Source organism: Hydrogenibacillus schlegelii (genome assembly GCF_001653195.1).
GTDB classification, from domain to species: Bacteria; Bacillota; Bacilli; order Thermicanales; family DSM-22653; genus Hydrogenibacillus; species Hydrogenibacillus schlegelii.
The window spans coordinates 13,633-25,440 of record NZ_JXBB01000001.1 but is presented as its reverse complement, the minus strand read 5'-3'; the positions used below and the strand labels follow the sequence as shown (position 1 = coordinate 25,440).

10 protein-coding genes are annotated in these 11,808 nt (G+C 67.7%); 9 read left to right on the top strand and 1 reads right to left on the bottom strand.

All coding sequences use genetic code 11. The annotated features are described in order from the left end of the window. Positions 1-37: 37 nt before the first annotated feature. Positions 38-1,309, top strand: a complete 1,272-nt coding sequence (gene ilvA, locus SA87_RS00095; RefSeq protein ID WP_066197300.1) for a threonine ammonia-lyase — start codon at positions 38-40, stop codon at positions 1,307-1,309. 20 nt (positions 1,310-1,329) lie between these two features. Then, entirely contained in the window at positions 1,330-1,542 is a 213-nt protein-coding gene (locus tag SA87_RS00090) for a DUF378 domain-containing protein (RefSeq protein ID WP_066197298.1), read from the top strand. 139 nt (positions 1,543-1,681) lie between these two features. Here the strand turns inward: SA87_RS00090 and SA87_RS00085 are convergent, their stop codons facing one another. Next, complete coding sequence (locus SA87_RS00085; RefSeq protein ID WP_066197296.1) at positions 1,682-2,839, bottom strand: glycosyltransferase family 4 protein; 1,158 nt, start codon at positions 2,837-2,839, stop codon at positions 1,682-1,684. 508 nt (positions 2,840-3,347) lie between these two features. On the opposite strand from SA87_RS00085, the gene SA87_RS00080 reads away from it, so the two are divergent. The 7 genes from SA87_RS00080 to SA87_RS00050 all read left to right on the top strand — a co-directional run bounded on the left by SA87_RS00080 (position 3,348) and on the right by SA87_RS00050 (position 11,723). Continuing rightward, positions 3,348-3,695, top strand: coding sequence for a histidine triad nucleotide-binding protein (locus SA87_RS00080; protein WP_066197294.1), 348 nt, complete (start codon positions 3,348-3,350; stop codon positions 3,693-3,695). 163 nt (positions 3,696-3,858) lie between these two features. Beyond that, positions 3,859-4,773 (top strand): hydroxymethylglutaryl-CoA lyase, encoded by a 915-nt coding sequence (locus SA87_RS00075; RefSeq protein ID WP_066197292.1) that lies wholly within the window; start codon positions 3,859-3,861, stop codon positions 4,771-4,773. 244 nt (positions 4,774-5,017) lie between these two features. Beyond that, positions 5,018-6,364: an acetyl-CoA carboxylase biotin carboxylase subunit gene (locus SA87_RS00070; RefSeq protein WP_066197289.1), complete on the top strand. Its 1,347-nt coding sequence runs from the start codon at positions 5,018-5,020 to the stop codon at positions 6,362-6,364. 98 nt (positions 6,365-6,462) lie between these two features. Further along, positions 6,463-6,681, top strand: coding sequence for an acetyl-CoA carboxylase biotin carboxyl carrier protein subunit (locus SA87_RS00065; protein ID WP_066197286.1), 219 nt, complete (start codon positions 6,463-6,465; stop codon positions 6,679-6,681). Positions 6,682-6,866: 185 nt separating this feature from the next. Continuing rightward, entirely contained in the window at positions 6,867-8,858 is a 1,992-nt protein-coding gene (locus SA87_RS00060; RefSeq protein ID WP_082718445.1) for an acetate--CoA ligase, read from the top strand. Between the two features lie 30 nt (positions 8,859-8,888). Continuing rightward, a complete protein-coding gene (locus tag SA87_RS00055) occupies positions 8,889-10,085 on the top strand; it encodes an acyl-CoA dehydrogenase family protein (RefSeq protein ID WP_066197283.1) in 1,197 nt (398 codons plus the stop codon). A 111-nt stretch (positions 10,086-10,196) separates the two neighbouring features. Next, positions 10,197-11,723, top strand: a complete 1,527-nt coding sequence (locus SA87_RS00050; RefSeq protein WP_066197281.1) for an acyl-CoA carboxylase subunit beta — start codon at positions 10,197-10,199, stop codon at positions 11,721-11,723. Positions 11,724-11,808: the final 85 nt, after the last annotated feature.

The window sequence follows — 11,808 nt, the reverse complement described above, 5'->3', positions numbered from 1 at the left end:
AAGAAATGTCTCCGTCGGATGGGCAGCCGGCGGCGGGTTGCCCCCGCGCGGCCGCCGACCGGTACCGGCCGGCGGCGGTCATCCGGAACGATGGGAGCGTGAAGCGGTTGGGGATTCGGCGGTAACGATCAAAGAGATCAAGGCGGCCAAACGCCGCTTAAGCGGCGTCGCTCATGAGACGCCCCTTCAGCGGGCGCGGGCGCTGGAGCCGCTCGTCGAAGGGATGCTCTTTTTAAAGCTTGAAAATTTGCAGCGGACGGGGTCGTACAAAATCCGGGGGGCGTACAACAAAATCGCCCTTCTCCCGGAGGCGGCCCGCCGGCGGGGCGTCATCGCCGCGTCGGCCGGCAATCACGCCCAGGGGGTGGCCTATGCCGCCCGCACCTTCGACATTCCGTGCACGATCGTCATGCCGGAGACGGCGCCCCGGACGAAGATCCAGGGGACGGCGTCGTACGGCGCCCGGGTCATCCTCCACGGCCGGACGTACGACGAAGCGTACGCCTACGCCCGCCGGATGGCGGAGGCGGAGGGGCTGACGTACGTGCACGCGTTTGACGACCCCGACGTCATCGCCGGTCAGGGGACCGTCGGCCTCGAGATCGTCAAGCAGGCGCCGGAGCTCGACCTTGTCGTCGTCCCCGTCGGCGGCGGCGGGCTTCTGTCCGGCGTCGCGACGGCGGTTCGGGCCCTTTCGCCCGAAACGGAAGTCGTCGGCGTTCAGGCGGCCGGCGCGGCCGCCTTCGTCCGCTCTCTCGAACGAGGCGAGCGCGTCACCCTCGATGACGTCCACACGCTTGCCGACGGCATCGCCGTCAAGGCGCCGGGGACGATCACCTTCGACGTCGTCCGGCGCCTCGGCCTCCGGATGGTCACCGTCACCGACGAGGAGATCGTCCGGGCGATCACGCTTCTTCTGGAGCGGGAAAAATTTCTCGTCGAGGGAGCCGGCGCCGCGGCCCTCGCGGCGGTCCTCGCCGGCAAGGTGCCGGCCGCAGGGCGTCGGGTGGCCGCCGTCGTAAGCGGCGGGAACATCGACCTGAAGCGCCTCTCGACGCTCATCGCCGAGCCGGCCGAGGCGCCCGCGCCTGCCTCATTTGGGTCGGAGCCGCCGCCGGAACGCCGTCCGGAACGGTTTTCGGCCGGGGTGTCCTCTTCGGCCGGAGCGGGCGAAGCGGCGCTTCTGCCTTCGGACGCTCCCGCTTCTGGCGCTCCTTATTCTGACGAGCCTTCCGATCGGCCGGCGGGGGCCGCGGCCCTCCCCGGCGCGTTCAGGCGCGATCCGGTGCATAACGCCTCCTCCGGGTGACATCCTAGGAGGGGAAGGAGGTGCATCGGGTGCGCACGCTGGCGCTCATCTTGCTCATCATCGGCGGACTCAATTGGCTTCTCGTCGGGCTGTTTCAGATCGACGTCATCGGAGCGCTGTTCGGCGGGACGTACACCGGCCTGGCCCGAACGGTCTACGTCATCGTCGGCGTGGCGGCGCTCTACGCCTTTACCCTCTTTCCGCTCCTCGGACGCCGGGTAGAAGACGCTTAAGCGGGAGTCCCACAAAAACCGCCGGCCTGGCCGGCGGTTTTTGTGCGTTCGCTGCATTTTTCTTCTTTTCTTCGGTCATTCAGGCTTTGGACCGTTCCGACTTCGGGCGCTCGGACGTCGCCCGTTTCGCCCGCGCCGTTTAGGGGCCGGCGGCGACGCCCGTCTCCTGAAGCACGGCCCGGTACGACGCGATCAGCCGGTCGAAGATGGCGTCCCAGCTCCGGGACCGGGCGATTTTTAAGGCGCCTTCGGCGAGGCGCCTCCGAAGGGCCGGCCGGCGGTGGGCCGTCTCGAGGGCCTGCCGGAAGGCGTTCGGATCCCGGGGCGGGACAAGGAGGGCGTTTTGTCCGTCCTCGAGAAAACTCGTCACGCCGCCGGCGGCGCTCCCGATCACCGGCACGCCGCTGGCGAGAGCTTCAAGGGCGACGTTGCCGAACGTTTCGGTGCTGGACGGAAAGACGAACCAGTCGGCGGCAGCGTACGCCTCGGCGAGGGCCTCTCCCCGAAGAAATCCGGGAAAGACGACGGGCAGGCCCGCAAACCGATTTTTGATCTCCTCGGCGTGGGGGCCGTCGCCGACGAGGACGAACCGGCTCCGGCGAAGGACGTCATCCGAAAGCCCCCGCACGGCATCGGCGAGGACGTCCAGGTCTTTTTCCCGGGCCAGACGGCCGACGTACAGAAAGAGCGTCTCGCCCTCCCGGACGCCAAGCCGGCGCCGGACGGCGTGAACCTGCTCCGGCGGCCGCGGATGGAACCGCCCCGTGTCGACGCCGCGGCTGAAGAGGGCGTTCGGGCCGAGGCCGAGGCGTTCGAGGTGGCGGATCGTCTCCTCGCTCGGCGCGTAAATCATCCGGCACGGTCGGTGAAACCATTTCATGTATTCCGTCAACACCGGAAGGAGCCATCCCAGGCCGTAGTAGTCGAGGTAGCGGTCGAGGTGGGTGTGGTAGGAGGCGACGATCGGGATCTTGCGCCGGAGGCAGTATGCCCGGCCGAAGAGGCCGAGATTTGCCGGCGTGGCGAGGTGGCAGAGGGTCGGCCGGAAAGCGTCCAGCGTTTTTTTGAGGGCAAAGGGGCGCGGTACCGCGAGGCGGATTTCCGGGTAGAGCAAGAAGGGGACGCTCATGTTCCGTTCGACCGACCGGTCGAACGGCGCGTCCGTCGCCGGGTAGTCCGGCGCGACGACGAGGACCGGGATTCCCCGGGCCTCGAGGGCTTCTTTCAAACGCGCCAGCGTCATCGCGACGCCGTTGATCTCCGGCGGGAAAGTGTCGGTAAAGAGGGCGATGCGCACCGGCCCGCCTCCTTCCGCGCAAAACGTGGCCAAAACGGGCCCTCTTCGGGCGGTTTGCCCGGAGGCGGTCTCATGAGGCGGCCACATTTGGCCCGATGGACCGCCGCTTCGGGCCGTTTCGTTCCGCGGGCTTCGTCCGGATCTTTGCCCCGAGCGTACCACGACGACGTCAAGATCCGGTAAAGGTTCGGTAAAGGGAGACCAAAGATTTGGTAAAGATCATGTAAATGGAGGCGCCGGGAAGACCGCCGTTCAATTCGAGTTTTGCGTCCGGCGCGGCGCGGTGACCTTGTGCCGGCAAGGCGGTTTCGCTATACTGATGGCAAATGACTGATGGCAAATGCCTCCGGGTTCGGCGTCGGGTCGATCGGCGATCGGAGGCCGGGGGTCGGCCGAGGGAAGCCGGCGTTCGTCTGCGGGAGCCGGTCGACGAAGGGTGCCGAACGGGAGGCGACGGGTTTGCGGCACGCATCCAGGACGGACCAAAAATCAAACGGAGGGGCGCCCGGTGCACGAAGAAAACTGCGTCTTTTGCAAGATCATCCGTGGGGAACTGCCGTCCAAAAAAGTGTACGAAGACGATGAAACGTTGGCCTTTCATGACATCAACCCGATCGCGCCGGTTCACGTCCTCGTCGTGCCGAAGCGGCACATTTCGAGCGTGATGGCGCTCACCGATGACGATGCGGCTTTGATCGGCCGGATTCACCGGACGATCCGGGAAGTTGCCACGGTGACCGGCGTCGCCGAGACCGGCTTTCGCGTCATCACGAACACCGGTCCCCACGGCCAGCAGACGGTGTTTCACCTTCATTACCACGTCATCGGCGGCCGCCAGCTCAGCTGGACGATGTGACGGCCCGCTCGGACGCCGACGGGAAGCGGGGCGCCGCCCCGCTCGGGCGCCTCTTGGAAGCGGGGCCGGCCGACGTCGAGGCGCTCTAAGCGTTCGGGTCGGCCCGCTCAGCTCGTCGGCTGACGGAGGTCGGGGCGAAGGGGCGTCCGGAAGGAGGGGGACGGTGATCGCGATCCAGGAAGTCGGGCCGCGGGACGGGCTGCAGAACGAACCGGTCCGGCTATCGACGGCGGAGAAGATCGCCTTCATCGAGCGGCTCGCGGCGACGGGGCTTCGGCGGATCGAGGCGGTGTCGTTCGTCCATCCGGAGCGGGTGCCCCAGATGGCCGACGCCGAAGCCGTGTGGGCGGGATTTCGCCGGGCGTCCGGCGTGACGTACGCCGGTCTCGTTTTGAACCGGCGGGGGTTTGAGCGGGCCCGGACCGCCGGCGTGGAAGAGATCCACTTCGCCTTCGGCGTGACGGAAACCTTCAACCGGAAGAACCAGGGGGCGGCGCCGGAAGCAAGCTTTCGCCAGTTTGCCGCCCTCCTCGAAGAGGCGGAGGCGGCAGGAGCGCGGGGGCGCTTTCGGGCGACGCTCACGCTGTCGGTCGCTTTCGGCTGCCCGTACGAAGGACCGGTCGACGAAGGGCGGGTCGTCGACTTCGTGCGGCGGGCGGCGGAGGCGGGGTTCGACGAGATCGTGCTCGCCGATACGATCGGCGTTGGGGTGCCGACGCAGGCGGCCCGCCTCGTGCGCCGGGCGATCGAGGCGACCGGCGGCCGGGTGCCGATCGGCGTCCATTTCCACAACACCCGCAACACCGGCCTGGCCAACGTCTACGCCGCCCTCGAGGCGGGCGCAACCGTCTTCGACGCGTCGGTCGGCGGCCTGGGCGGCTGCCCCTTTGCGCCGAACGCGACCGGCAACATCGCCACAGAAGACCTCGTCTATATGCTGGAAGGGATGGGGGTGGCGACCGGCGTCGACCTCGACGCCCTCATCGGGGTCGCCCGCTGGATTGAGGGCAAAGTCGGCCGCCGGCTGGAAGGGATGGTGATGAAGGCCGGCCCGTTTCGTCCGCTCGGCGCCGGATGAAAGCGTTATACGGTCGTCCCCCGGATGGGGCCGGCAAGGAAGCGCCGGTCCGCAACGCTAGATGCGCTTTCGGCGGAACGTGAGAGCCCAATGGAGCGAATTGCCGGGGAAAATACGGAATAAGCATATCGGAGAACGGGTAAGGGGCAAGGGAAGACGATATGGTCGGAAAGGGCTGAGCCGGTTTTCGCTTGCCGGTTTTTCGAGCGAGTGTTCGTTCGGAAGAGGCGACGGGAGGGAGCCGATGTTCCGCACGCTTCTTATCGCCAATCGCGGCGAGATCGCCCGGCGCATCATCCGCACCGCCCGGTCGATGGGCCTCCGGACGGTCGCCGTCTATTCGGACGCCGACCGGGAGGCGCCGCACGTCCGGGAGGCGGACGAGGCAGTCCGGATCGGGCCGCCGCCGGCCAGGGAAAGCTACCTGAACGTCCCGGCGATCCTCGAAGCGGCGCAAAAGACGGGCGCCGAGGCGATCCATCCCGGGTACGGCTTTTTGTCGGAAAAGGCAGAGTTTGCCTCCGCCGTGGAGGCCGCCGGACTCGTCTTCGTCGGACCGCCCCCGGCCGTCATCCGGGCGATGGGGGATAAGGTGGAAGCGCGGAAGCGGATGGCGGCGTCCGGCGTCCCGGTCGTGCCGGGGACGCCGGACGGGGTCCGATCGGTCGAAGAGGCCCTCGCGGCGGCGGAGGCGATCGGTTATCCCGTCCTGATCAAAGCGGGCGCCGGCGGCGGCGGCATCGGGATGGAGCGGGTCGACGATCCGGCCGCGCTTCGGGAACGGTTCGAGGCGGCGAGCGCCCGGGCGGAGCGGTTTTTCGGCGACGGGACGCTGTTTTTGGAAAAATGGGTCGGCGGGGCGCGGCACGTCGAGGTGCAGCTGGCGGCGGACCGTTTCGGCAACGTCGTCCATCTTTTCGAGCGGGACTGTTCCGTTCAGCGGCGGCATCAGAAGGTCGTCGAGGAGGCGCCGGCGCCGAACCTCGATCCGTCCGTCCGGGCGGCGCTCCTTCGGGCGGCGGTCTTAGGCGCCCGGGCGATCGGGTACCGGAACGTCGGCACGATGGAGTTCATCGTCGATCCCGCCGGGCGGTTTTACTTCATCGAGATGAACACGCGGCTTCAGGTGGAACACCCGGTGACGGAAATGATCACCGGCGTCGACCTCGTCGAGTGGCAGCTTCGGATCGCCGCCGGTGAACCGCTTCCCCGGGCGCAGGAGGCGATCGTGCCGCACGGAGCGGCGATCGAGGTGCGGCTCTATGCCGAAGATCCGGTGACGTTTCTCCCGTCGCCGGGGGCGGTGACGTCTGTTCGCTGGCCGGAGGGGGTGCGGCTCGAGGCGGGGATCGAGGCCGGAACGAAGGTGACACCGTTTTACGATCCGCTGCTCGCGAAGATCGTCGTCCACGGCGCGACGCGGTCGGAAGCGCTCGGGCGGCTGGCCGCCGCCCTGACGGAGACGAGCGTCGAGGGCGTGAAGACGAACCTCCCGCTCCTTCGGGCGATCGTCGCCGCTCGGGCGTTTGTGGAGGGCCGCTACGACACGGGGTTGATCGAGGCGCTGAAGCGGCCGGCGTCGTCTGAATGAAACCCCGGCGCCAAAAGGCATCCGGCGCCGCCGACCGGCAAGCGGGGCGCCAAAAGAAGGCCGGGGCGATCCCGGCCAGACGGTTAGGGGGCTGAGCAATGGACGTGCGGGCACCGATGAGCGGCACGGTGTGGAAAGTCCTCGTTCGTCCCGGAGAACGGGTCGAAACGGGCCAAGAGGTGGTCATCCTCGAGTCGATGAAGATGGAGATCCCGGTCGCGGCGGAATTCGCCGGGACGGTCGAGGCGATCGTGAAGGGCGAAGGGGAGTACGTCGACGAAGGAGAGGTGCTCGTCCGCCTGGCGCCGGCGCCGTAACCGGCACCGGGTTCGGGTCGCCGGAGGAGAGCGAACGGGAAAAGCCGAAGGTGCGCCGGACGCCTGGTTGGCGGCCGACCTGAGCGGGGACGGAAACTTCGGCGATGAAATGACAGAATCGACGCCCGGTATGAAGAAGGCACAACCGCGCGGAAAGGAAAAACCGAGGGAAAGGAGCGACGGGGATGGAGGAGCGGGGGACGGTTCGAGACGGAAACCTTGAGGCGGGCGGGGCGATCTACGTCGGGAAGTCCCTCGAGCCGCCGACGGAGGTCCTTCGCCGGAAGGCGCCGCTTTCCGATTTGGAGGCGGCGGCGCTTCTGGAGGAAGCCCGCCTCGCGCCGGAGCGGTACTGGGCGCGGATCGCCGGGGAGCTCGCCTGGTTTTCTCCCTGGCATACGCTCGTCGAAGGGACGATCGAGCGGTTTCGGTATTTTGTCGGCGGCCTTTCGAACGTCTGTTACAACTGTCTCGATCGGCACCTGCCGGCGCGGAAAAACAAGGTGGCGCTTTTTTACGAGCGGGAAGACGGCCGTCGGGAGGTGTGGACGTACCGGGAGCTGGTCGATGCGGTCGGCCGCTTGGCGGCGGCGCTCCGGCGGGCCGGCGTCGGGACGGGCGACCGGGTCGCCGTGTACATGACGAACGCGCCGGAGACGTTCATTTACATCCACGCCCTGACGCGGATCGGGGCGATCTACACGGTGCTCTTTGCCGGCTTTTCGGAAGAGGCGATTCGGGAGCGGCTTCGGGATTTTCGACCGAAGCTGGTGCTGACCGCCGACTACACCGTCCGGCGGGGACGGAGGGTTCCGCTCAAGGCGACGCTCGACGGGGCGCTTCAGGGCCTGGACGGCATCGAGCGGATCGTCGTCGCCCGGCGGTTTCCGGAGGAACCGGTTCCGATGGGCGGACGGGACGTCGGGTACGACGAATTCGTCGCCGGGATCGCGAAGCCGGCGCCGGTCGTGCCGGTGGAGGCGAACGCGCCGGGGTTCGTCATCTATACGTCCGGGACGACGGCAAAGCCGAAAGGGCTCGTCCATTCGGGCATCGGCTTTCTCGTCGGCGCCTACGCCAACGTCAAGTGGAGCTTAAACCTTCAAGACGACGACGTCTACTGGTGCACGGCGGATGTCGGGTGGTTGACGTTTCCGATTTTTGCCCTCGTCGGGGGGTTGGCCCACGGGGCGACGCTCGTCGTCTACGAGGGGGCGCCGGATCATCCGACGCCGGGGCGGTTTTACGACCTCCTCGCCCGCTATCGGGTCAACAAGGTGTTCACCGCGCCGACGCTGCTTCGCATGCTCCGTCGGGCGGGGGACGACTGGATTCATGGAACCGAGGACCTCGAGCTCGTCGCCCTCGTCGGCGAGCCGCTCGACCCGGAGACGTACCACTGGACGAAGGAACGGCTGGGCGGCGGGCGGATTTTCGTGAACAACACGTACGGCCAGACGGAGACGGGAACGGCGTGGGCGTCGAGCATCGTCGGGCTTTCGCCGACGAAGCCGGGGGCGGCAGGCCATCCGCTGCCGGGCTACGCGGCGGAAGTCGTCGACGAATTCGGGCAGCCGGTGCCGGCGGGGGAGCTCGGCTTCCTCGTCCTCACGCGGCCGTTTCCGTCCCTCGCCCGGACGGTGTGGGGCGATCCGGAGCGGTACCGGGAAATTTACTTCAGCCGCATCCCGGGGAAGTATTTTTCCGGCGACGCGGCCATCCTCGATCCGGACGGGCAGCTCTGGGTGACCGGCCGGGTCGACGACGTGATCAACGTGTCGGGCCACCGGATCGGGACGATGGAGCTCGAGGCGGCGCTCATCAACCACCCGGCCGTCGCCGAGGCGGCGGTGGTCGGCGAACCGGACCCGATCCGGGGGGAGGTGCCGGTCGCGTTCGTCATCCTCCGGAGCGGGGTGGCGGCGACGGATCGGGCGGCCCGGGAGGCCCTCGAGCGAGAGTTCGCCGAGGCGATCGTCCGGGAGATCGGCGCGTACGCCCGGCCGGCACGGGTGTTCATCGTGCCGACGCTCCCCCGGACCCGGAGCGGGAAGATCATGCGGCGGCTGCTCCGGGAACTCCGGCTCAAAGGCGACGTCGCCGGGGATCTGACGACCCTCGACAATCCCGATGCGATCGCCGAGCTCAAGGCGCTTCGGGAGCGAGGCGAGCTGTGATCGGCCGGAAAAAAGAAAGGGTGAGAGACGATGCTTCCACCGGCCGCGTGGAGCGAGACGGAACGGATGGTCGTCGCGGCGGTCGACGTGGCCCTCAAGAAACTCAGGCCGAAGCTGGACGCGTACCACCGAATGATCTACGATGAAGGGACGTACCCGGAAGAACTCTGGGGCGTGCTCGCCGAGCTCGGCCTTTTCGGCGCCCTCGTGCCGGAAGCCTACGGCGGGACCGGCCTCGGCCTGACGGCGATGACCATCGCCATGGAGCGGTTGGCGGCGCACGGACTCGCGAACGTCCTGGCGGTGCTCACGACGATGGATGCCCTCGCGATCGTCCGCGGCGGGACGGAAGCGCAGAAGCGGCGGTTTTTGCCGCCGATCGCCGAGGGCCGCCTCAAGATGGCCTTTGCCATCACCGAACCGGAGGCCGGGACGAACAGCTTCAACATCCGCACGTTCGCCCGCCGGGAAGGGAGCGGCTACCGCCTCGACGGCCACAAGGCGTGGATCACCGGTGCCGACCGGGCGGACTGGATCGTCGTCGTCGCCCGGACGATGCCGGCAGAGGAGGCGGAGCGGTCGTTCGGCAGCCGGCGGCACGGCCTCGGGCTTTTTCTCGTCGAAAACGGGACGCCGGGCCTTTCGCTTCAGCCGATGGAGACCGTCGGCATCGAGGGTTTCGGGCAGTTCGTCGTCTATTTCGACGGGGTCAAAGTGCCGGAAGAGGCCCGGATCGGGCCGGAGCACCGGGGCACGGAGGTCCTTTTTCACGCCCTGAATCCGGAGCGGATTCTCTTTGCGGCCAAAGGGGTCGGCATGGCGGAGCTCGCCCTCATGCGGGCGGCCGCCTATGCCCGGGAGCGGCGGGTGTTCGGCGAGACGCCGATCGGCGCCTATCAGGGGGTACAGCATCCGCTGGCCCGGCTTTTTGCGGAAAAAGAGGCGGCCCGCCTTCTGACATACGAAGCCGCCCGGGCCTACGACCGGGGGGCGCCGGGGCGGGACGTCGGGCTCTGGGCGAGCATGGCCAAGCTCCTCGCTTCGGAAACGGCGTTTCGGGCCGTCGATCAGGCGATTCAGACCCACGGCGGGAACGGCTTCGCCAAGGAATACCGCTTCATTCAGATGCTGGCGCCGGCCCGGCTCATGAAGACGGCGCCCGTCAACAACGAGATGCTCCTCAACTTCATCGCCGAGCGAGCGCTTGATCTCCCGCGATCATACTGAGGCGGGAAGTTCTGAAGCGGGCGGTTTTCGCCCGACCGGCCGTCGGGCGCTTGCCGGCGGCCGCCGGGGCGAACGCGACGATGCGCTTGATTTGGACGAAGGAGGGGGACGATGGGCGAGCGGGAACGGCGCCTGATCGAAGAACGGGAACGCATCCGACAGGGCGGGCCACCCCGGGGGCACGAGCGGCAGCGGGCGGCCGGGAAGCTTTTTGTCCGGGATCGGCTGCGGCTTTTTTTCGACGCCGTCGAAACCGAGACGGGGACGTTCGCCCGCTACGACGATCCGGAGCTCGCCGCCGACGGCGTCGTGACCGGGAGCGGGACGATCGACGGCCGACCGGTCTTTTTCATCGCCAGCGACTATACGGTGAAGGCCGGTTCGGTCGGCGTCCGCCATGCCCAGAAGTTTCTCGCCGCGCAGAAGGCGGCGCTTCGGGCCCGGCGGCCGATCGTCTACCTCGTCGATTCGTCCGGCGCCCGGATCGATGAAACGGGCGGCCACCACGTCGATCCGGGAAGCATCGGCGAGTTTTACTACATGCACAGCCTCCTGTCCGGCGCGGTGCCGCAGATCGGCGTCCTCTACGGGACGTGTTTCGCCGGGACGGCGTACACGCCGGTGTTCACCGATCTGCTCGTGATGATGAAAGATGCGGCGATGGCCATCGCCTCGCCGCGGATGGTCGAGGTGGCGATCGGGCAGAAGGTGACGCCGGAGGCGCTGGGCGGCGTCGAGGTGCACGCCAAAAAAAGCGGCTCGGTCCACTTCGTCGCCGAAAGCGAGGAAGAGGCGGCGGCCCTCGTCCGACGGATCTTGTCCTACCTCCCCGACTCGAGCGACGGCCGGCCGCCGTCCGCACCGCCGGTCGACCCGGCCCGGGACCCGGAGGAAATCGACGCCATCCTCCCGGAGGATCCGAACCGACCGTACGACGTTCGGCACCTCATCGAGGCGATCGTCGACGCCGAAAGCTTTCTCGAAGTGAAGGCGATGTACGCGCCGGAGCTCGTGACCGGCTTTGCCCGCCTCGGCGGCGAGGTGATCGGCATCGTCGCCAACCAGCCGGCGGTCAAAGGCGGGACGATCTTTCCGGAGTCGGCCGACAAGGGGGCGGAGTTCGTCTGGCTGTGCGACGCCTACAACATCCCGCTCCTCTATCTCGTCGACACGCCGGGGTTCATGGTCGGGACCCTGGTCGAGCAAAACGCCATCCTCCGGCGGGGGCGGAAGTTCATCTTCGCCACGGCGAGCGCGACGGTGCCGCGGGTGAGCGTCGTCGTCCGGAAGGCGTACGGGGCGGGGATCTACGCCATGTCGGGGCCGGCGTTCCATCCGGACGTGACGCTGGCGCTCCCGTCGGCGGAGATCGCGGTCATGGGACCGGAGGCGGCGGTGAACGCCGTCTATTACAACAAAATCCAGGCGATCGAAGATCCGGAGGAACGAAAGCGCCTCGTCGAACGGTTGCGGGCGGAATATCGGGCCGGCTACGACATCTACAAGCTCGCCGGGGAGCTCGTCGTCGACGAGCTCATCCCGCCGAAGGAACTGAGAACCCAACTGATGCGTTATTTTGAGCTCTTCCGCGAAAAACACATTGAACTCCCGCGGCGCAAGCATGCGACGATCCTCTGACGGCTTTAAAGACCGCTTCGGGGCGGAGATGCGTCCGACGGGCATCTCCGCCGAAACGCGAACACGGGCCTATTCGCGTCTCGAT